A 20,494-nucleotide genomic window follows, 5' to 3' on the forward strand; every position below is an offset into this window, starting at 1 on the left:
GAACTTTGCCAAACCTTTGACCTGCGAGACAACATGACCGCTTCCAGCGCCGATATTCTCCTGACCCCGCAGCAGATGGGCGAGGCCGACCGGCTCGCGGTCGCCACCGGCGCCAAATCGCTGCAGCTGATGGAGGCAGCCGGGCAGGCCGTCGCCGCGGCGGTGTTCGAGCACTATTACCAGCGCTCGGTGCTGGTGCTGTGCGGGCCGGGCAATAATGGCGGCGACGGCTTTGTGGTGGCGCGGCTGCTGACGCAGAAGGGCTGGCCGGTGCAACTGCGCCTGGTGGGCGATCCGGCGGCGCTCAAGGGCGATGCTGCGGCCATGGCCATGCTGTGGACTGGTCGCCTCGTGCCGCCCACCGCCCAGGATATCGAGGATGCCGATCTCGTCATCGACGCCCTGCTCGGCGCCGGTCTCGACCGTGATGTGGCCGGGCCGTTTGCCGAGATCATCGAGGCGGTTAATGCCAGCAACCGGCCTGTGGTGAGCATTGATGTGCCGTCGGGGCTGGACGGCGCCACCGGGGCCCTGCGCGGCCCCACCATGATCGCCGAGCTGACCGTGACCTTCTTCCGACTCAAGCCGGGACACCTGCTGCAGCCGGGGCGGGAATATTGCGGTGACGTGGTGCTGGCCGATATCGGCATTCCCGCCGGCGTGCTGGAAACCATCAGTGCGGCGACCTGGCAGAACACGCCAGCTTTGTGGTCGGTGCCCGTTGCCAGCATGGGCGGCAACAAGTTTGACCGCGGCCACTGCGTGGTGGTCTCGGGCGGGGTGCTGCAGACCGGCGCGGCGCGACTGGCGGCCATGGCGGCGTTGCGGGTCGGGGCGGGCGTGGTGTCGCTGACCGGGTCGGAAGCGGCGCTGCAGGTGCATGCCAATCACGTCACGGCGGTGATGCTCAAGCCGGCCGAGGACAGCGCAGCACTCGCCGCACTGCTCGCCGACAGACGCATGAATGCCGTGGTAATCGGCCCGGCAGCCGGGGTGAGCGCGCAGACGCGGCAGAACGTGCTGGCCGTGCTGGCTTCCGGCGCTGCCACGGTGCTTGATGCCGATGCCTTGACGGTGTTTGCCGGCGAGCTGGCGGCTTTGGCCACGGCGATCAAGGCACAGGCCCGGCCGGTGGTGTTGACGCCGCATGAGGGCGAGTTCGACCGGCTGTTCGGCGATCTGGCTGGCGGCAAGCTGGAGCGGGCGCGGGCGGCAGCCGAGCGCTCGGGCGCCATTATCGTGCTCAAGGGCAGCGACACGGTGATCGCCAGCCCGGACGGCCGCGCGGCGATCAATGCCAATGCCCCGGCCTGGCTGGGTACTGCCGGCTCGGGCGATGTGCTGGCCGGCATGGCGGCCGGGCTGATGGCGCAGGGCATGGCGGGCTGGGAAGCCGCCTGCGCCGCCGTCTGGCTGCATGCCGAGGCGGCCAACCGCTTCGGCGGACCTGGCCTGATCAGCGAAGACCTGCCGCTGCTGGTGCCCGGGGTGCTGGCAAGCCTTTAGGGCAGCGCCGTCAGTCCCAACGCACCATCAGCTTTTCCAGCCCATGGAAGTGGTAGACGTCGTTATAGCGCGGCGCCTCGGCCAGGCGCAGTTTGGGCAGGCGGCGGAACAGCTCGCTGAACGCCACCTGCAGTTCGATGCGGGCCAGAGGCGCGCCGATGCAGAAGTGGATGCCGGCGCCGAAGCTGACATTGGCGCCGTCGCTGCGGAACGGGTCGAAGTTGTTGGGATGGGCAAAGCGGGTCGGGTCGCGATTGGCCGCCCCCAGCATCAGGCCGACCACGTCACCCTTGCGCAGGCTGATGCCCGCATAGTCGAGGTCGGTCAGCGCGTAGCGGGTGAACAGGTGCAGCGGCGCGTCAAAGCGCAGGCACTCCTCCACCGTGGCCTCGGTCTGCTCCGGTGTCGAAAAAAGCGTAACGGGATCGATACCGGATTCCAGGATGGATTTGACGCCATTGCCGGTGGTGTGGACGGTGGCCTCGTGCCCGGCATTGAGCAGCAGGATGGCGGTGGACATCACTTCGGCGTCGCTCAGCCGGTCGCCGCCGCGATCGGCGGTCAGCATGTGGCTGAGCAGGTCCTCGCGCGGCTGCTTGCGGCGCTCGGCAATGGTTGCGGCCAGAAAGTCCATGAAATCCTGGGCCGCCTGGTTGGCGTCGAGCTCGGTCGCGCGGCTGACGCCGAACATGTACATGGCCACCATGCGGTTGGACCAAGCCAGCAGCTGCGGCGCACTCTCGGCCGGCAGGCCGATCATTTCGGCGATGATGATGGCCGGAATCGGCGCGGCAAAGGCCTTGATCAGGTCGACGCTGTCCTGGCCCTCGAAGCTGTCGATCATCTCGTTGGCGAGCCGGATGATGCGTGGCCGCAGCTGCTCGACATGGCGCGAGACGAAAGCCCGGTTGACCAAAGTGCGCAGGCGGGTATGGCCGGGCGGCTCGAGATTGAGCAGGGAATACTGCTCGGTCAGGTCAAAGGCGGCCGTATGCGGCTGCGGCGCGGGCATGCCCAGCTCCTCGCGCGTCGCCACATGCAGGATTTCCCGGCCGAAGCGCTTGTCGCGCAGCAGGGCGCTGACATCCTTGAAGCCGGCAAAGCACCAATGGCCATACTGTTCCCAGAAGAAGGCAGGCTGGCCGGCATGCAGCCGATCGTAGAAGGCATAAGGATTCTGGAAAAAGGCAGGGTCGCGCGGATCGGCGCTGGCCCGGCTCTGGCTGGGGACGTCGGTGATCGGCTTGAGCTGGATGATGGCGGCCATGGGGGTCCCGCGGATGATAGAACGGTACCATAGCCGCGAGAGGTCAGGTTGCAAGCCGGGCGGGCGACCGATTCCCTTCTCGCAAAAGAAATTAGTCGATCGGCTGTCGGCTGCTTCGTCGCGACCGTGTTCAACCTGGAGCAAAAGCCATGAAATTTCTGTGCCTGGTATATTTTGAGCCCGATGCCTTTGCCGGCCTGACGCCAGAGGAGATGCAGCGCATCGATGACGCCACGATCGAGCATGACCAGCAGCTGCGCGATGCCGGTCACCTGCTGATCGCCGCGCCGCTTGCGGCGGTCGACACGGCAACCAGCATCGACAGGCGGCAGCGCATGACGCTGTCGCGGACCGACGGCCCCTATGCCGAGAGCAAGGAGGTCGTCGGCGGCTTTGTGCTGATCGAGGCCGCCGACATGGCACAGGCCGTTTCGCTGTTTGACGATGATCCGATTGCGGCACATTGCCGGCTGGAGATCAGGCCGCTGGTGGAAAGCCATCGCCACAGCGAAACGGGCCAGGCCCGTCCCGACTTCCGGCCCGCCTAGCGCGGACAAAGGCGGCGGCGCCCGGCAATGCTGCCGCCTTATGGGCCGCCAGACGTCGAAAAGGCTTGGCAAGCCTGCTGCAATCATGTCTTGAAGGCGGCAAAGCGACTGAGGATTTTTGCCATGAGCGACCCGACCCTGACCGAAGCCGTCGACGCCATCTATGCGTCGATCAAGAACAACAACGAAGACATCGACCTGCACATTGCCGCGCTCAAGGCGGCGATGGCGCGCGAGGGCGTCAAGGAAGCCGTGTTCGAGCCGGCCAAGCTGGCCCAGTCCAACCGGCAGGGCCGCAAGATCATGCAGTCCTACTTCAAGAAAAAGGGCGTGGCGGTCAGCTTTACGGCCTGATCCGACACGGGCGGCGCCTTTGGGCGGCGTGACGCGAAGCGCAGACCGGAATTACCGCGTCCCGGCAGCAACCCGCAATTAACCCCGCGCCGGAAGAATGGGCGCCGCGGCACTCGGCCTATTGAAGAGCGCCGCAATGCCGCCTATCTGTGCCTCTACCGCGCAGTGATGCGGCTTCGGGTGCAAGCGGCAGCCGGGCTCACTTGAATTGACACGATCGCCAGGGCGGGCCTTACTGTTCCAGGCGGCCATCGTGTCCCAACCAACGACAATGCGAACCGGTGCGCGAACCGGCACAGCAAAGGGGCAGTACATGCGGGATCCGCACGATATCTACATGAATACGCTCGTTCCAATGGTGGTGGAGCAATCCAACCGCGGCGAACGCGCCTTCGACATCTATTCGCGCCTGCTGCGCGAGCGCATCATTTTTGTGACCGGCGTGGTCGAGGACAACATGGCCTCGCTGATCGTGGCACAGCTGCTGTTTCTCGAATCAGAGAACCCCAAAAAGGAAATCGCGCTCTACATCAACTCGCCTGGTGGCGTGGTGACGTCGGGCCTGTCGATCTATGACACCATGCAATTCATCCGTCCGGCCGTCGCCACCATGGTGATGGGGCAGGCGGCCTCGATGGGCTCGCTGCTGCTGGCAGCCGGCGAAAAGGGCATGCGCACCAGCCTGCCCAATTCGCGCGTCATGGTCCACCAGCCTTCCGGCGGCTTCCAGGGTCAAGTCACTGACATCATGATTCATGCCAAGGAAGTCGAGGGTTTGAAGCGCCGGCTTAATCAGATTTATGAGAAGCATACCGGCCGGACCTATGAGGAAATCGAGAACGCTCTCGAGCGCGATCGCTTCCTGTCGCCCGAAGAGGCGATGGCCTTCGGCCTGATCGACAGCGTGCACGACAAGCGTATCGTGCCGGAGTCACACGCCTGACCCCGGCTGCGTTAATCACAATGCTGCTGCGCCGTGGACTGTGATCCATGCGCGATTGCACCAAGCCGGATCGGTCTTTAGGATCGGTTCGGCTTAGACTTTCTTTAGGCTCAGGCTTTACCTTCACGGGAATGCCTGGTTTTGGGGGCGCTCTGCCTCCGGGAGTGACGAGATGTCCAAAGAGACAACGAACGGCGAAACCTCAAAGAACACGCTTTATTGCTCGTTCTGCGGGAAATCCCAGCACGAGGTTCGCAAGCTGATCGCCGGTCCGACCGTGTTCATCTGTGATGAATGCGTCGAACTGTGCATGGACATCATCCGCGAAGAGAACAAGACCTCCATGGTCAAGTCCTCCGAGGGCGTGCCGACCCCGGCAGATATCTGCAAGGTGCTCGACGATTACGTCATCGGCCAGTATCGCGCCAAGCGCGTGCTCTCCGTGGCTGTCCACAACCACTACAAGCGCCTGCACCACTCGTCCAAGAACCAGGATATTGAACTTTCCAAGTCCAACATCCTGCTGATCGGGCCGACCGGTTCGGGCAAGACGCTGCTGGCCCAGACTCTGGCCCGTATCCTGGATGTGCCCTTCACCATGGCCGATGCCACCACGCTGACCGAAGCCGGCTATGTCGGCGAGGACGTGGAAAACATCATCCTCAAGCTGCTGCAGGCCGCTGACTACAATGTCGAAAAGGCCCAGCGCGGCATCGTCTATATCGACGAAGTCGACAAGATCTCCCGCAAGTCGGACAATCCCTCGATCACCCGCGACGTGTCGGGCGAAGGCGTGCAGCAGGCCTTGCTCAAGATCATGGAAGGCACCGTTGCCTCGGTGCCGCCCCAGGGTGGCCGCAAGCATCCGCAGCAGGAATTCCTGCAGGTGGATACGACCAATATCCTGTTCATCTGCGGCGGCGCCTTCTCCGGTCTCGAAAAGATCATCTCGGCCCGCGGCGAAGGCTCGGGCATCGGCTTCTCGGCCGTGGTCAAGGATCCTAATGATCGTCGCGTCGGGGCAATCCTGGCCGATGTGGCGCCGGAAGATCTGGTGCGCTTCGGTCTGATCCCCGAATTCATCGGCCGTCTGCCGGTGCTGGCAACGCTCGAAGACCTCGATATCTCGGCGCTGATCGAAATCCTGACCTCGCCCAAGAACGCGCTGGTGCGTCAGTACCAGCGGCTGTTCCAGATGGAAGACGTGGAACTGACCTTCAAGGACGAGGCCCTCAAGGCCATCGCCGAGAAGGCCATCGAGCGCAAGACCGGTGCGCGCGGCCTGCGCTCGATCATGGAAGGCATCCTGCTCGACACCATGTACGACCTGCCCTCGCTCGAAGGCGTCGAAGAAGTGGTGATCAGCGCCGAAGTGGTGAACGGCAAGGACGTGCGTCCGCTGTACATCTATTCGGAACGCAAGAAGGACGACGCGCCCGCAACGGCGTAAGTCTTCGAGCCGTCCCGTCGGGCAAATCGCTCCAGTGGAGCGATTTGAGGTGAGAAGGCCATGAGGGCTATGCCCGAATGGCGGACAGTGAATCGAAAACGCCGGGCCCTTGGGTCCGGCGTTTTCGTTTGAGTCAGGCGGCTTCCTGCGGCTTGGGTCCGACATAGACCGAGAGCGGCCGAATGAGCCTTCCGGTTTCGGCCTGTTCGCGGGCATGGGCGAGCCAGCCGCCGACCCGGCCCATGGCAAAGACGCCGGTAAAGGCTTGACGCGGGAAGCCCAGGGCTTTGAGCAGCAGGGCGGTATAGAATTCCACATTGGTGTCGAGCGTGCGGTCGGGCTTTTTGGCCTTGAGCTGGGCCAAAGCCGTGCCCTCGAGCGCTTCGGCCAAAGCCAGCCGCGCCGGATCGATTGAACCGGCCTGGGCCAGCAGGCGAACGGCGGCCTTGAGCGCATCGGCCCGCGGATCGCGCACGCGGTAGATGCGGTGGCCAAAGCCCATCAACCGTTCGCCGCGCGCCAGTTCGGCGGCAATCCAGGCGGGCGCCTGCTCGGGCGAGCCGGCGGCGTCGAGCATGTCGAGCACCGGGCCGGGGGCGCCGCCATGCAGCGGACCCTTGAGCGCGCTGAGCGCGGCCAGCACCGAGGAGGTCAGGCCCGCCTTGGTGGAAGCCACGACGCGGGCGGCAAAGGTCGAGGCATTCAGCCCATGGTCGGCGACGGTGACCAGATAGCGGTCCAGCGCTGCCGCCTGCTGGCTTGTCGGCGCGGTGCCGGTCAGCATGGCCAGGATATCGGCGGCGTGGGTCCGTGTCGGGTCCGGCGCCAGGGCGGGCTTGCCGGCCTTGAGCCGCAGCATTGCCGGGATGAACACGGCGGGGGCCGCCACCAGGTTGAGCGCGCTGGCCAGGTCATCGCCGTCCTCCAGCCGGGCCAGCAAAGCGCGCATGGCGTCGACCGGTGGCAGGGCAGTCAGAGCGGCGTCGGCGCTGGCGACATGGGTGAAGACGCGGGCCCGGGCGGCGCCCAGTTGCGCCGGCAGGTCGGCAGGCAGTGGGAAGAAGCCGGCAAACAGCAGCGCCAGTACATCCTCATAGCTGCTGCTGGCTACCAGGTCGTCGAGCGAGACGCCGCGCACGATCAGCCGGCCATTGGCGCCGTCAACATCAGACAATATCGTCTGCGCGGCCACCACATCTTCAAGTCCGGTGTTCATCTTGTTCTCCTATCGTTGTTGCCCGCCAAATTAGGAAAGATTAAATTGACGTCAATCTTGACCGATTGGATCAATGTGAAGCGATGGACTGGCTGAATGCGAATGAAGCGCTGACGCTGCTGGGGACGCGGCCACAGACCCTTTATGCCAATGTCAGCCGGGGCCGCATCAAGGCGATGCGCGACCCCAAGGACAGCCGCAAGAGCCTCTATCGCGGCGAGGACGTGCGCAAGCTGGCCAAAAGGGCAGCCGGGCGGCGGCGGCAGGAAACCGTGGCCGCCGAAGCCATCCGCTATGGCGAGCCGGTCATGCCATCGAGCCTGTCCACCATCGAGAACGGAAGGCTGCTCTATCGCGGCCGCGATGCCGTGGTGCTGTCCGAGAAGGCCACGCTGGAAGACATTGCCGTGCTGCTCTGGGACGCGGCGCCGTTCCAGCTGCCGGCGCGCTCACGGGCCACAACGCCGTCGCTACAGGCGGCCTTCGTGGCTTTGGCCGAACGCGCCGCCCAGGACGCGCCCAGCATTGGCCGTTCGGCGCTGATCCTGCGGCTTGAGGCGATTTCGGTGCTGGGCACGCTGGCCAGCAGCCTGGTCGGCGGGCGATCGGCAACCGATCCGTTACACGTGGCGCTGGCCGTGGCCTGGGACCGGGCCGGGGCCGCCGACATCATCCGGCGGGCGCTGGTCCTGCTGGCCGATCACGAGCTCAATGCGTCAACCTTTGCCACCCGCGTGACGATTTCGACTGGTGCCGCCTTGTCGGCAGGGGTGCTGGCCGGCATGGCGGCGCTGAGCGGGCCACTGCATGGCGGCGCGGCCGTAGCGGCCCAGGCGCTGGCGGGGCAGGCACGCAGCATGGGCGCCGAGGCGGCGGTGCTGGCGCGGCTGGGGCAGGGCATGCCGGTGCCCGCCTTCGGGCATCCGCTCTATCCCGATGGCGACATCAGGGCGGCGGCCCTGTTCGGCCAGTTCACCCCGCCCGAGCATTATGCGGCGCTGCATGCGGCGGCCTATCGGGTGACCGGCGAGCGGGCCAATATCGATTTTGCGCTGGCGGCGCTGACCGAGGCCTATGACCTGCCGCATGAGGCGCCGCTGGTGCTGTTCATGCTGGCGCGCTGCGTCGGCTGGCTGGCGCATGGACTGGAACAGGCCCAGCAGGGCCAGCTGATCCGCCCGCGGGCGCATTATGTCGGGGCCGGGGTCGAACGCTAGAGCCCGGGCAACAGGCCTCAGATGCCCTGCACGCTGGTTTCGAGGCCCATGCGCAGGCTCTGGCGCGGCATGATCTGCCGGCCGAAGAGGCTCGCCGCCAAGTCGACCAGCAGGCGGGCGCTCATGCCGGCCTGGTCGAGATAGGGGTTGAGCTCGACGATATCGAGCGAGCCCATGGCGCCGCTGTCATGGATCATTTCCATCACCAGATGCGCCTCGCGGAAGCTGAGGCCGCCGGCCACCGGCGTGCCGGCGCCGGGGGCGATGGCCGGGTCGACGACGTCGACATCCAGACTGACATGCAGGTGGCCGTGCACCGCCTCGACGCGGGCCAGCACGTCGCGCATCAGGGCAACCACGCCGATCTCGTCGATATCGCGCATGTCGATGACATTGACGCCGCGATCCTCAAGCAGCTGCCGCTCGGGGCGGTCGATGGAGCGGGCGCCGAACACCGTCACCTGGCGCGGCTCGACGGCACCGCGCCACGGACCGTCAAAGGCGGGGCCGAAATCGGGCTCGCCGCAGAGCAAAGCCAGCGGCATGCCGTGGATATTGCCGGTCTCGGAGGTGGCCGGGGTGTTGAAATCGCCATGCGCGTCGACCCAGAGCACGAAGAGCGGCTTGCCGATCGCCGCGCAGTGCTGCGCCACGCCGGCAAGGGTGCCCATGGACAGACTGTGGTCGCCACCGAGAAAAACCGGCAGGCGACCCTCCTGGAGCGTTGCACGGGCCTGCTGGCTGCTGCTGGTCGCCAGGGCCAGCACGGCCGCCTGGCGATGCGCCGGGGATTGCCAGGCAAGGCCGGGTTCGGTGGAGCCGGTCGGCGCAATATCGCCGCGATCAGCCACGTCATGGCCGAGGTCCGCCAGCACCTGGGCGAGGCCGGCAATGCGCAGGGCTTCGGGGCCCATGACGCAGCCGCGCCGCGAGGCGCCGGCGTCGCAGGCAATACCGAACAGGTCGATGGCGATGGCGGTCGGCTCGGGCATGAACAATCCTGTCTGGCCGCAACTGGCCAATCGCGCCACTATGCCGGAGAGGGCGGCGGCAGGGCCAGCGGTTTGGGCCGGTTATCCGCACCCTGGTGCGCCGGAGCGCCCGGTCGTGCCCGCCTTGGCCAAAGGGCCAGTCACCACCATTTAACTGTGCATAGACGCGCGTGCCTCAGGGTGGTCCGCATCCGTCCTGCAGCCAAGGCACACCGCTGTTTCCGGGGCCAGACGCATATCTTGTGTGCACGCTTGCGTTAACCGTCACTTTTGTGGGCATGTTGACTTGCAGCGCGCGCAGATGGCCCTATTTATTAACCGGAATCAGCCCATTCTTCATGTTTGGAGCTGTCTACTAAGGGCGCGCACCTCTCCTTCCTCCCGCGCGCCCCGGAAAGGATACGAGATGACTGATGTCATTCCCACAGGCGGCGATGCCAGCCGGGATCGCGTTTACCCAGTTCTCCCGCTGCGCGATATCGTCGTTTTCCCCGGCATGATCGTGCCGCTCTTTGTGGGGCGCGAGAAGTCGGTCAAGGCGCTCGAAGAAGTCATGCGCGACGACAAGCACATTCTGGTGGTAACCCAGAAGAATGCGCAGGACGACGATCCGGCTCCCGACCAGATTTATGAAACCGGCACCATCGCCACGGTGCTGCAGCTGCTCAAGCTGCCGGACGGCACCGTCAAGGTGCTGGTCGAGGGCCTGCATCGCGCGACCATCGACCGCTATCTGCAGACGCAGGACTATTTCGAGGCGGAAGCCTCGCCGCTTCCCGAGCCGGCAGAAGATCCTGTCGAGATCGAGGCGCTGTCGCGCTCGGCGCTGGCCGAGTTCGAAAACTATGTGAAGTTGAACAAGAAGATCTCAGCCGAGGTGGTCGCTGCCGTCGGGCAGATCGACAACCCCTCCAAGCTGGCCGACACCATTTCGAGCCATCTGGTGATCAAGATCGCCGAAAAGGAAGACCTGCTGGCCAGCGTGTCGGTGATCGACCGCTTCGGCAAGATCCTGGGCCTGATGGAAGGCGAAATCGGCGTCCTGCAGGTGGAAAAGCGCATCCGCAGCCGCGTCAAGCGGCAGATGGAAAAGACGCAGCGCGAGTACTATCTCAACGAGCAGATGAAGGCGATCCAGAAGGAACTGGGCGACGGCGAGGAAGGCTCCAACGAGATCGCCGAGATCGAGGAGCGCATCGCCAAGACCCGTCTCAGCAAGGAAGCCAAGCTCAAGGCCGAAAGCGAGCTCAAGAAGCTCAAGGCGATGAGCCCTATGTCGGCCGAAGCCACCGTGGTGCGCAACTATCTCGACACGCTGCTCGGCCTGCCCTGGGGCAAGAAGAGCAAGGTCAAGCGCGACCTGGTGCTGGCCGAAAAGGTGCTGGACGAGGATCACTATGGCCTCGAAAAGGTCAAGGAACGCATCCTTGAATATCTGGCCGTGCAGGGTCGTACCGGCTCGCTCAAGGGCCCGATCCTCTGCCTTGTCGGCCCTCCGGGCGTCGGCAAGACCTCGCTGGGCAAGTCGATCGCCAAGGCGACCGGCCGCGAATTCGTGCGCATGGCGCTCGGTGGCGTCCGCGATGAAGCCGAAATCCGCGGCCATCGCCGGACCTATATCGGCTCCATGCCCGGCAAGGTGATCCAGTCGCTCAAGAAGGTGGGCAAGTCCAACCCGCTGTTCCTGCTCGACGAGATCGACAAGATGGGCCAGGACTTCCGCGGCGACCCGAGTTCGGCGCTGCTCGAAGTGCTCGATCCGGAACAGAACCACACGTTTGCTGACCACTATCTCGAAGTGGACTATGACCTCAGCGACGTGATGTTCGTGACGACATCGAACACGCTCAACATTCCAGGGCCCCTGATGGACCGCATGGAGATCATTCGGCTGTCGGGTTACACCGAGCAGGAGAAGCACGCGATCGCCAAGCAGCACCTGATCCCGGAAACGCTGAAGGAAAACGGCCTCGCCCATGGCGAGTTCGAGCTGAGCGACGCCATGCTGACCGCCCTGATCCAGCGCTATACCCGCGAAGCGGGCGTGCGTAACCTCAAGCGCGAAATCAGCAAGCTGATGCGAAAGGCCGTGACCGAGATCGTCAAGACCAAGGTCAAGACCGTGGTCATCGACGAGGAAAAGCTCACCAAGTTCCTGGGTGCGGACATCTTCACCCATGGCGAGATCGAAGCCGAGCCCCAGGTGGGTCTGGTGACGGGCCTGGCCTGGACCTCGGTGGGTGGCGAGCTGCTGACCATTGAAGGCGTAATGACGCCGGGCAAGGGTCGCATGACCGTGACCGGTAACATCAAGGAAGTGATGAAGGAATCGCTGACCGCGGCAACGGCCTATGTCCGTTCCAAGTCGATCGATTTCGGCATCAAGCCGCCGATGTTCGACACGCGCGATATCCACGTGCATCTGCCTGAAGGCGCAACGCCCAAGGACGGTCCATCGGCGGGTATTGGCCTGGCCACTGCCATTGTCTCGGTCATGACCGGCATTGCCGTGCGCAATGACGTTGCCATGACCGGCGAGATTACGCTGCGGGGCAGGGTCCTGCCCATTGGCGGGCTCAAGGAGAAGCTGCTCGCAGCCCTGCGCGGCGGCATCAAGACGGTACTGATCCCTGAGGAAAACGTCCGCGATCTCGCCGAGATCCCGGACATCGTCAAGGAAGGCATGGAGATCATCCCGGTCAGCCGGATGGATCAGGTGATCAAGCATGCGCTTGTAAGCCAGCCCGTGCCGATCGAATGGGACTTCGAAGCCGCCGCTGCGGCAGCCGCCGTCGCGGCCGCCAAGCCTGAACCGGTCGAAGACGCCAGCTCTGGCCTACCGCACTAAGCGGTCCAGTCGCATAGACTACCAACGGCGGTCCCTCGGGGCCGCCGTTTTTGTTTGTCCATCAGATCGGGGGCGACATCGCTCAAGCGCCTGTCTATGACATCAGCGCCGCTGCAAGGGTGCAGCCGTCGCTCGCCCGCGGCCCCAGAGACAAGACAGATGATCAACAAGTTTGCCGCTACCCTCGCCGCTCTGGCCGTCCTCGGCTGGGCCCTGCCCACCCTGGCGCAGGACGAGGTCAGCGATGCCGTCGACAAGGCGCTGTGGTGCGGCGCGGCCTATTCGGCACTGACGCAGATCGAAGGCATGACTGACGAAGACATCGCCTCGGCCGACGCCAATGCGACGATCGCCTTCGAGGCCGCCGTGATCGCCATGAATGAAGACGGTATTGCCGAGACCGAATATGACCGGCTGGTCGAATATTACATCGAGATCGCCGTCGAGAACCTCACCAATCCCGAGGCCGAGCTTCGCTATTCCGACGCCGAGTGCGAAGCCCTGGCCCAGTAGCGCGCCGCTATAAACCCAGGCGAGAGGCGGCCCCAGCGGGCCGCCAAGCTGGAACCGGTCGAAGACATCAGTTCGGCCTGCCGCACTAAGCGGTCCAGTCGCATAGACCATCACCGGCGGTCCCTCGGGGCCGCCGTTTTTGTTGGTGTCGCCAGGTGACCTGGCTGGACCACCATGCGTTCAAACGTCGGTACGGCGGGATCGATCATGTCCCACGCGTGGCCGCGAATGGCATAGGTGAGGGCCTGCGGCCGGAACTGCCTTGGATCATCGAGCGCGGTGGCATGCGCGGCGATCAGGTCCGGCATGGCCGTGAAGGTCAAACAGACCGGCGTCCCACGTACGGGGCAGAAGGCATGGGACTTGTCGTTGCCACTATCGGCGGTGATGCGCCATTCCGACGCCTTACCGATTATCCGCAGCTCGCTCCGTTTTGCAAAGGTCAGGTAGGATCCGTGGCCGGTGCCGCTGCGCTTTTGACAGTCGAGGCACTGGCAGTGATTCCGAAGACGGGCCGCTGGCTGGTTTCGAAGGGGATCGCGCCGCAGGCGCAGCCGCCGGCATAGGATGTTGCCATGGATGGGCTCCTTGCCTCACTGGGCCGGCTCGGCCAGCACCGGCAGCTCTGCCTTGCCGGTTTCGATCAACTGCCTGAGGCTGTCCTGGATCAGCGAGTTCCAGGCATCCGTGCAGACGTCGTAGCACTCCACTTCGGGCTTGAGGCCGACATGGGTGAAGGTGACTTCGGTCTGGCTGCCGGTATGGACAATGTCGAAGGCGATCGTGGTGCCGGTCCATTCGGAGCGATCCTTGAGAAAGCTGAGGTCGGACTCCAGGACGTGCCAGGCGACGCGCCGGCCCGACACCAGTTCGGTGACCTCCTGTCGCGAATAGTGGATGTCCTGGTAGCGATAGGTGAACATATCGCCGAGCGCGGCCGTGTTGCCCTCGAAGGCGCCGCTCCACCAGGCGCGGGGATCGATGATGGCCGCGAAGGCGGCCTCGGGGCTCTGGTTCACCCTGAACGTGATTGTGTAGCTTGCGGTCGTGGTCATGGGTTGCTCCCTGGCTGGTCTGTGGCCGGCGCGCACTTGTCCATGCCCTGAATGAGCACTGGCTGCGGCCGGATGGAAAGTTGATTGGACGCTGCTGGCGGCTGTCAGGCGGCCTTGGGCTTGGCGAAGACGTCAAGCGCGCGGCCTGTCTCGAGAAATGACTTGAGGCTGGACAGGACCAGCGGCCAGCCCCTGCTGACGCCCTTGGCCATGCCGCCGTCGGCCAGCAAGTCATCATGGGAAACGGTGAGCCGTACCATGTCCTCGTATTCCTCCACTTCGAAGGTCACACGGCTGTAGCTGTCCGGATCGGCTTCCTGCGACGCATTGGTCCAGGTCATGACAAGACGTTTGGGCGGGTTTATCTCGATAACCTTGCCCACCAGTTCGACGGTGCGATCGTCATCGGCGCGGATATGCTCCCAGCGGGATCCGGGTTGCCAGTCCGACACATTCTCATGGCCCCAGTAGCGACTTGCCAGTTCTGGCCGGGTAATGGCCTCGAACACCTTGTCCAGGGTCGACTGGATATAGGTAACGTAGACGAAGCTGGTGGTCTCTTTGGCGGTCATTCCTGGTTTCCTTCGAGTTCCGTCTTCAGGTCGTGCAGCGACTTGAGCCGCTGAAATTCGAATTTGCGTACCCAGCGCTCGTAGATGTCGTGCAGGGGCACGGGGTTGATGAAATGCAGCTTTTCCCTGCCGCGCTTGGCCGTGCTGACCAGATTGGCGTCCTCCAGCAAGGCGAGGTGCTGGGTTGCCGACTGCCGCGTCATGGCCAGGTTTTCGCAAAGCTGGCTGAGCGTCTGGCCATTTTTCTCGTGCAGAAGGTCGAGCAGCCTCCTGCGGGTCGGATCGGCCAGAGCCTTGAAAACCTTGTCTGCGTCCATCGCTCTCTCAAATCTGCAATAAAATATGCAGTTAAATACCTGCATGTCAAGGGCAGGTATTTGCCTGCGCTTGTCCCTTGCTACGGTGTGCGGATCGCGGGGACAATGGTCCCTGTCGCAATCTTTGAGCATCGGCCTCATGGTGCCGGCTCGACGATCCAGAACAAAACTAGATCAAATCTTGTAACGCGACCGTGATCGGTTACAGCGATGTGCCCGGAACGGCGGAACCGAGGAGGAACGAAGCTTGAACAGGGCCCCGGTCGTGGCTCTGGCGGCTTGTCACCCTGGCCGCCGTGTTCGGTCCGCTGTGCTTCAGCCTGGTGTATTTTGCCGCGCGCGTCAGCTGGCCGGGCCTGATCGGGCTGGTCGGCGCGGCGATCTATCTGCTGGCGCTGCCGCTTATGCTGGGAATTCGGCGATGGGCCGCTGCCGCCTTCTGAGCGGTGGATAACCATGAAAAGCGGCGGAAAAGCCCGGAAATCCTGCCCAAAACCGCATTGCGGACTTGTAGCATTGAAATTTCCGGTCCATTAACGGCATTGCACCGTCCGGCCTCGCCAGAAGCCCGGAAATCCTTGCGTTTCACTCAGAATCGACCAAGGGTTGCCGCGTTTTTATGTTTGCCAGCGAGGCGGGCAATTCACTCTGAGGAAACGCAATGAACAAGAACGATCTGATTGGCGTTGTTGCCGACAAGGCGACGATTACCAAGGCCCAGGCTGCTGAAGCGGTTGATGCCGTGTTCGCCGCAATCACCGATACCCTCAAGGCTGGCGATGAAGTCCGTCTGGTCGGCTTCGGCACTTTCGCTGTCTCGCAGCGCAAGGCATCGACCGGCCGCAACCCAGCTACCGGCGCCGAGATTCAGATCCCGGCTTCCAACCAGGCCAAGTTCAAGCCCGGCAAGGGCCTGAAGGACGCGATCAACTAAGATCGGTCGACAAGACTGATACCGCGATCGGGCCCCGAGCGTTCTGCGCCGGGGCCTTTTCATGTGCGGCCCATTTGGTGGGTTGACGCTGGCGGGCAGGGCCCTTAATCAAAGCCACCTTGCCGCGGTCGCATGATCGGCAGCGGGCGATTAGCTCAGTTGGTAGAGCGCTTCGTTTACACCGAAGATGTCGGCGGTTCGAGCCCGTCATCGCCCACCATTCTCCCCCTGCCGCCCGGTCCGCCCTCAGGTTCCGATAGTGCAAGTCTGGGTGAACCGCGCGGCACAGCAGATGGGGCGCTTTGGTCACAGTTTGGCTAGCACCATGCGATTCTGACCTTTCACATAAAGATTTTGACGCTAGCAGCTGATTCAGCGTGGTTTTTCCACAGTCGAACCAGGTTTCTTGAAAATGTCACAGCAATCTGGATTTGCTCGCTTGACTTGGTCCTAGGGGGTCGGTAAACGACACCCACGTTGCGCGGCAGACTTGTTCCGCCGCCGCTGCGGGAGTAGCTCAGTTGGTTAGAGCGCCGGCCTGTCACGCCGGAGGTCGCGGGTTCGAGCCCCGTCTCTCGCGCCACCCTTTCTCAAGGGTGTGCGCGTTTATTCCGGTTTCCCACGAAATTGCTGTCTGCTTGAGCGCCTGTTGTTGTTGGGCTGAGTTGTGTCAGCACGTGGCCATTCAGGCTCGCTGCGGCGCGGCTATCCACAGCTACTGCCCATTGAGCCAGCCCCGGGCGGCAGGCCGGAGTCCGGCTGCCGATCCGAGCCCATCGGAAAAACGAGGCGATCCAGCGATTTGGGGTACGGGTGACCATAGGTATGGGCAAGAAGCCGCGCCAGACGCGCCTGGGCGGCCTTGCTCACCAGCCCGCTGCTGCGCCCGCCCGGCTAGAGCAGGCGTACCACCAGGGCGTCGCGCGGCGGAATGCTGATCGTATTGCCGCTGCATGCCGCCTCGGCGCTGGCCCAATAGGTCGCGCCAAGGACGGCAGCCCGGTCCTGCACTGACAGGGTGGCCTGCTGGGTCTCGCGCGTCGGGTTGAGCAGCCAGAGCACCTTGCCATTCGGCCCGTCATGCAACCGTCCCAGCAGCGCCGGGTTGGACAGACGCATCTGCGGACGTTTGCCCGTCCAGGCAAAGGCTGCGGCGAAATAGGCCAGGTTGTCGGCGCTGCTGGTCTTGAAATAGGCGACGCCAGGATGGCTGCCGACCAAAAGGGTCTTGCCGGAGCCGAACTGGTTTTCGACCACGGCCAGCCTGCCGTCCGCAAAGCTGCCGCGTCCTTTGCCGGTCGTGGGCCGGTAGGCTTGCAGGAAGCCGCCGCCCTGTACGGGCTTGCCATCGAAGTCGAAGCGGATGCGATCACCGATATCGGGCATGAACTCGACTGCGACCTCCTGGGCGCCGAAGACGTCGTCAAGGCCGTTATGCGGCTGGGTGGTGCCCACCTTGCCGCGATCGCCGAAATAGCCTGGGGTCGCCTCCGAGATCAGCGTGCCACCGGCCGCAACCCAGTCCGCCAGCGCCCTGGCATGCGCGGCCGTGAGCATGATCGGGTAGGGGGCATAGATGGTGTCATAATCGGCAATATGGTCGATGTGCACCCAGTCGGCCTGGATGCCATTGTCGAAGAAGCCACGATAGGCGCCCCACATGGCCTCGCGATAGGTTTCCGGCCTGTGGTTGTAGTTGAGAAGGTAATCCCAGGCCTGGGCCTCGGGAATGACCAGGATGGCAATGTCGCCCTTGACCGGTTTGGCGGCGAACAGCTCTTTCTGCTGGGGGGCATTGGCCCATTTGCCGATCATGCTGGCCATCTCTGAGCGTGGTGTGCGCGATCCGTCCATGCCATAGGAGCCAAAGGCGCCGAACAGCGGGCCATCGAGCAGCGGGCGAAAGCGCAGGTTGAGCACGCCGGTGGCGCCAGCGGCGAACGAGGTCATGGTGAGGGTGCGGATATCCTCGGGCTCCATGACGCGACCGTCTTCCTTGTCGCGGCCCAGCACCTGCGGCTGCAGCCAGAGCGGCCCGCCGGGCCGTTCGGCATGCCACCACGGCTTGCCGCGCGCGGCGGCCCGGGTCAGGTCGGGCCCAAAGAAGTTCTGCCAGGGCGCAAAGCCGCGGCGGCTGGGCACCCAGGTCAGGCCATAGAGCTCGACTTTGGAAGCGGCCAGCCAATCATCGGAGCCATTGGCGGCCATATTGGGAATGGCGCCGCCGACGCCATGGGCGGCGATCAGGCAGTCGCTGTCGATGCCGCGGATGGTATCGATCTTGAACTGCATCTGGTCGTAATAGTTCTGCCGCTTGAATTCGAGCCAGTCCAGGTTCTGCGGATAGGCCGCCACTTCGTGCGGAGGCTCGACATCATCCCAGCTGGCATAGGAATAGCGGTACCAGGCCTGGGCCAGCCCTTCGAGATCGCCATATTTGGCTGCCAGCCACAGGCGGAAATCGGCCTTCATGAAGTCCGAGAAATCGACGTCGGCGGCGTAGTTGACCTCGTTCCACACATCGTAGCCGAGCAGCGCCGGATGGCCCTTGTAGCGGCTCGCCAGGGCCTTGAGGAAGGCACCGACGGCTTCCTTGACCTCGGGGGCGTTCATGGTCAGCGCGCCGGCGCCGCCGCCATTGTTGGAAAATCCGCCGGTCGCCGAACTGACGCCCATATTGGAGGTCATAGGCCGGCCATCGGCGCGCAACTGGCGGGCGTGCGACCACTGCCGATAGGCCCAGTCCGGCACGGTGTGGGTCAGTTCGGCAATGATGGTCTTGATGCCGTTCCGGGCGGCCAGATCCATCTGGCGGTCATAGTCCTCCCAGTCATAATGGCCCGGCTTGCGCTCGATGGCGGCCCACATGAACCAGTGCCGGAAAACGTTCATGCCGTCTTCTGCCGCCACGCCATAGTCGCGCTCCCAATCGGGCTTGGGCGGGTTGGACTTGCGGAAATAGACGGCGCCGAACGGGGATTGCGGGAGCTTGTCGAGAGGCATGGCTGGCTTCCTTGCGGCAATGGTTCATCATGCGACGACGCGGGGGCGTCGTCGGCGGTTGGTCGGGGGCGAAGTAGGGCTGGTGGCTAGTTGTCGTCGCCGGCCAGCGCCTCCAGGGTTCGGATCAGGGCGGAATGGTCCTTGTCGCCATCGCCGCGGGCTATGGCGGCATTCATCAACTGCTGGGTGGCCGCGGCATTGGGCAGAGCAATGTTGAGCGCTTTGGCGGCCTCGGCGGCCAGCGCCAGGTCCTTGCGGTGCAGGCGAATGCGGAAACCCGGATCGAAGGTGCGCTTGATCATGCGCTCGCCATGGACTTCGAGGACACGCGACGCGGCAAAGCCGCCCATCAGCGCCTCGCGCACCCGCGCCGGATCGGCCCCAGCCTTCCTGGCAAACAGCAGGGCCTCGGCAACGGCCTCGATGGTGAGTCCGACAATGATCTGGTTGGCCACCTTGGCGGTCTGGCCATCGCCATTGCCGCCGACCAGGGTGATGTTCTTGCCCATCAGCTGCAGCAAAGGCAGGGTCCGGTCGAACACGTCCTGCCTGCCACCCACCATGATGGTGAGGGCGGCATTGCGCGCGCCGACCTCGCCGCCGGAGACCGGCGCGTCAAGATAGTCGCAACCCAAAGCCGCGATACGCGCGGCGAAATCCTTGGTGGCGACCGGGGAGATCGAGCTCATGTCGATGACCAGCTTGCCCGCAGATAGTCCCGCCGCGACGCCCTCTGTGCCAAAAAGAACGGCCTCTACATCGGGCGTGTCCGGCAGCATCAGGATGATGACGTCGCTGGCCTCGGCGACTGCCTTGGCGCTATCCAGCGCCTTGCCGCCTTTGTCGACCAGTGTCTGGGACGCTTCCTTCACCCGGTATAGCGCGAGGCTGTGGCCGGCGGTCAGCAGGTGTTCCGCCATGGGGCGCCCCATGACGCCAAGACCGATGAAACCGATATTCATGTGATGCTCCTCAGAGATAGGGTTTCATCCAGGCCAGGCCGGCGCTGGTGCCGGCCCTGGGCTTGTATTCGCAGCCAACCCAGCCGTCGTAGCCAAGCCGGTCGAGCTCTGAGAGCACGAAGCCATAGTTGATTTCCCCGGTGCCCGGCTCGTTGCGGCCAGGATTGTCGGCGATCTGCACATGGCCGATGCGGTGCCGGAGGCGTTCATAGGTGGGGACCAGGTCACCCTGCATGACCTGGGTGTGGTAGACGTCATACTGGATGAACAGATTGTCCGACCCCACGGCCTCGAGCAGACGCTCGGCATGCTGGGTGGTCGAGACGTGGAAACCCGGGATATCGCGCAGGTTGATCGGCTCGAGCAGCAGCTTGATGCCGGCCTCGCCGAGCCGCAGCGCGGCATAGGTGAGATTGGCGATGAGCACGGCGTCGCGCTGCTGTGTCGTCGAGCCCGCTGGGGCAATGCCGGCCAGGCAGTTGATCCTGTCGCAACCCAGTGCCTGGGCATAGCGGATGGCGGTCTCGACGCCTTGCTGAAACTCGCTTACCCGATCAGCATGGCAGCCAATGCCGCGCTCCCCGCCATCCCAGTTGCCGGCCGGCAGGTTGAACAGCGCCTGGGTCAGGCCATTGGTCTTGAGCGCCGCTGCGACAACCTCGGCGGGGAAGGCATAGGGGCCGACATATTCGACGGCCCCGAAGCCGTCTTTGGCGGCGGCCGCGAAGCGGTCGAGGAAGGGCAGGTCGGCATAGAGGAAGGACAGGTTGGCGGAAAATCTGGGCACGGGATCAATC

General features: G+C 64.2%; 20 protein-coding genes and 2 tRNA genes. 12 read left to right on the plus strand and 10 right to left on the minus strand.

What is annotated here, in order from left to right; all coding sequences use genetic code 11:
• Nucleotides 1–33: 33 nt before the first annotated feature.
• Nucleotides 34–1,506: an NAD(P)H-hydrate epimerase gene (locus AC4NN3_RS03020; protein WP_491925638.1), complete on the plus strand. Its 1,473-nt coding sequence runs from the start codon at nucleotides 34–36 to the stop codon at nucleotides 1,504–1,506.
• Nucleotides 1,507–1,516: 10 nt separating this feature from the next.
• On the opposite strand, the gene AC4NN3_RS03025 is transcribed toward AC4NN3_RS03020, so the two are convergent.
• The gene (locus tag AC4NN3_RS03025) at nucleotides 1,517–2,773 is read right to left on the minus strand and encodes a cytochrome P450 (RefSeq protein WP_491925639.1); all 1,257 of its coding nucleotides are present in this window, start codon (nucleotides 2,771–2,773) and stop codon (nucleotides 1,517–1,519) included.
• A 149-nt stretch (nucleotides 2,774–2,922) separates the two neighbouring features.
• On the opposite strand from AC4NN3_RS03025, the gene AC4NN3_RS03030 reads away from it, so the two are divergent.
• The 4 genes from AC4NN3_RS03030 to clpX all read left to right on the plus strand — a co-directional run bounded on the left by AC4NN3_RS03030 (nucleotide 2,923) and on the right by clpX (nucleotide 6,068).
• Entirely contained in the window at nucleotides 2,923–3,321 is a 399-nt protein-coding gene (locus AC4NN3_RS03030) for a YciI family protein (RefSeq protein ID WP_491925640.1), read from the plus strand.
• A 123-nt stretch (nucleotides 3,322–3,444) separates the two neighbouring features.
• Entirely contained in the window at nucleotides 3,445–3,675 is a 231-nt protein-coding gene (locus AC4NN3_RS03035) for a hypothetical protein (RefSeq protein ID WP_491925641.1), read from the plus strand.
• 313 nt (nucleotides 3,676–3,988) lie between these two features.
• Nucleotides 3,989–4,618 carry an ATP-dependent Clp protease proteolytic subunit gene (locus AC4NN3_RS03040; RefSeq protein WP_491925642.1) on the plus strand — a complete coding sequence of 210 codons (630 nt, stop codon included), beginning with the start codon at nucleotides 3,989–3,991 and terminating at the stop codon, nucleotides 4,616–4,618.
• Between the two features lie 172 nt (nucleotides 4,619–4,790).
• Nucleotides 4,791–6,068 (plus strand): ATP-dependent Clp protease ATP-binding subunit ClpX, encoded by a 1,278-nt coding sequence (clpX, locus tag AC4NN3_RS03045; RefSeq protein ID WP_491925643.1) that lies wholly within the window; start codon nucleotides 4,791–4,793, stop codon nucleotides 6,066–6,068.
• 133 nt (nucleotides 6,069–6,201) lie between these two features.
• On the opposite strand, the gene AC4NN3_RS03050 is transcribed toward clpX, so the two are convergent.
• Nucleotides 6,202–7,284 (minus strand): citrate synthase/methylcitrate synthase, encoded by a 1,083-nt coding sequence (locus AC4NN3_RS03050; RefSeq protein WP_491925644.1) that lies wholly within the window; start codon nucleotides 7,282–7,284, stop codon nucleotides 6,202–6,204.
• 83 nt (nucleotides 7,285–7,367) lie between these two features.
• Between AC4NN3_RS03050 and AC4NN3_RS03055 the strand changes: the two genes are divergently transcribed.
• The gene (locus AC4NN3_RS03055; protein WP_491925645.1) at nucleotides 7,368–8,501 is read left to right on the plus strand and encodes a citrate synthase; all 1,134 of its coding nucleotides are present in this window, start codon (nucleotides 7,368–7,370) and stop codon (nucleotides 8,499–8,501) included.
• Nucleotides 8,502–8,518: 17 nt separating this feature from the next.
• Here AC4NN3_RS03055 and rocF read toward each other — a convergent pair whose 3' ends face one another.
• Nucleotides 8,519–9,493, minus strand: coding sequence for an arginase (gene rocF, locus AC4NN3_RS03060; RefSeq protein ID WP_491925646.1), 975 nt, complete (start codon nucleotides 9,491–9,493; stop codon nucleotides 8,519–8,521).
• Nucleotides 9,494–9,899: 406 nt separating this feature from the next.
• Between rocF and lon the strand changes: the two genes are divergently transcribed.
• Both lon and AC4NN3_RS03070 read left to right on the plus strand, forming a co-directional pair.
• Nucleotides 9,900–12,341: an endopeptidase La gene (lon, locus tag AC4NN3_RS03065; RefSeq protein WP_491925647.1), complete on the plus strand. Its 2,442-nt coding sequence runs from the start codon at nucleotides 9,900–9,902 to the stop codon at nucleotides 12,339–12,341.
• A gap of 159 nt (nucleotides 12,342–12,500) precedes the next feature.
• Nucleotides 12,501–12,854 carry a hypothetical protein gene (locus tag AC4NN3_RS03070; protein ID WP_491925648.1) on the plus strand — a complete coding sequence of 118 codons (354 nt, stop codon included), beginning with the start codon at nucleotides 12,501–12,503 and terminating at the stop codon, nucleotides 12,852–12,854.
• Nucleotides 12,855–12,964: 110 nt separating this feature from the next.
• Here AC4NN3_RS03070 and AC4NN3_RS03075 read toward each other — a convergent pair whose 3' ends face one another.
• The 4 genes from AC4NN3_RS03075 to AC4NN3_RS03090 form a co-directional block, all read right to left on the minus strand.
• Complete coding sequence (locus AC4NN3_RS03075; RefSeq protein ID WP_491926453.1) at nucleotides 12,965–13,435, minus strand: GFA family protein; 471 nt, start codon at nucleotides 13,433–13,435, stop codon at nucleotides 12,965–12,967.
• A 12-nt stretch (nucleotides 13,436–13,447) separates the two neighbouring features.
• Nucleotides 13,448–13,909 (minus strand): SRPBCC family protein, encoded by a 462-nt coding sequence (locus AC4NN3_RS03080; protein ID WP_491925649.1) that lies wholly within the window; start codon nucleotides 13,907–13,909, stop codon nucleotides 13,448–13,450.
• Between the two features lie 104 nt (nucleotides 13,910–14,013).
• Nucleotides 14,014–14,481, minus strand: coding sequence for an SRPBCC family protein (locus AC4NN3_RS03085; RefSeq protein ID WP_491925650.1), 468 nt, complete (start codon nucleotides 14,479–14,481; stop codon nucleotides 14,014–14,016).
• Entirely contained in the window at nucleotides 14,478–14,798 is a 321-nt protein-coding gene (locus AC4NN3_RS03090) for an ArsR/SmtB family transcription factor (RefSeq protein WP_491925651.1), read from the minus strand. The genes AC4NN3_RS03085 and AC4NN3_RS03090 overlap by 4 nt, the downstream gene beginning before the upstream one ends.
• A 296-nt stretch (nucleotides 14,799–15,094) precedes the next feature.
• On the opposite strand from AC4NN3_RS03090, the gene AC4NN3_RS03095 reads away from it, so the two are divergent.
• The 4 genes from AC4NN3_RS03095 (at nucleotide 15,095) to AC4NN3_RS03110 (ending at nucleotide 16,315) form a co-directional block, all read left to right on the plus strand.
• Nucleotides 15,095–15,241, plus strand: coding sequence for a hypothetical protein (locus tag AC4NN3_RS03095; protein ID WP_491925652.1), 147 nt, complete (start codon nucleotides 15,095–15,097; stop codon nucleotides 15,239–15,241).
• A gap of 218 nt (nucleotides 15,242–15,459) precedes the next feature.
• Entirely contained in the window at nucleotides 15,460–15,732 is a 273-nt protein-coding gene (locus AC4NN3_RS03100; RefSeq protein WP_193335767.1) for an HU family DNA-binding protein, read from the plus strand.
• Between the two features lie 144 nt (nucleotides 15,733–15,876).
• Nucleotides 15,877–15,952 (plus strand) — tRNA-Val (locus AC4NN3_RS03105).
• A gap of 286 nt (nucleotides 15,953–16,238) precedes the next feature.
• Nucleotides 16,239–16,315 (plus strand) — tRNA-Asp (locus tag AC4NN3_RS03110).
• A gap of 311 nt (nucleotides 16,316–16,626) precedes the next feature.
• Here AC4NN3_RS03110 and AC4NN3_RS03115 read toward each other — a convergent pair.
• The 3 genes from AC4NN3_RS03115 to hyi all read right to left on the minus strand — a co-directional run bounded on the left by AC4NN3_RS03115 (nucleotide 16,627) and on the right by hyi (nucleotide 20,484).
• Nucleotides 16,627–18,735 carry a beta-galactosidase gene (locus AC4NN3_RS03115; protein WP_491925653.1) on the minus strand — a complete coding sequence of 703 codons (2,109 nt, stop codon included), beginning with the start codon at nucleotides 18,733–18,735 and terminating at the stop codon, nucleotides 16,627–16,629.
• 86 nt (nucleotides 18,736–18,821) lie between these two features.
• Nucleotides 18,822–19,697, minus strand: coding sequence for a 2-hydroxy-3-oxopropionate reductase (locus tag AC4NN3_RS03120; RefSeq protein ID WP_491925654.1), 876 nt, complete (start codon nucleotides 19,695–19,697; stop codon nucleotides 18,822–18,824).
• 10 nt (nucleotides 19,698–19,707) lie between these two features.
• Complete coding sequence (gene hyi, locus AC4NN3_RS03125; RefSeq protein ID WP_491925655.1) at nucleotides 19,708–20,484, minus strand: hydroxypyruvate isomerase; 777 nt, start codon at nucleotides 20,482–20,484, stop codon at nucleotides 19,708–19,710.
• Nucleotides 20,485–20,494: the final 10 nt, after the last annotated feature.

This window comes from Devosia sp. MDV22-iso42, from assembly GCF_058629155.1.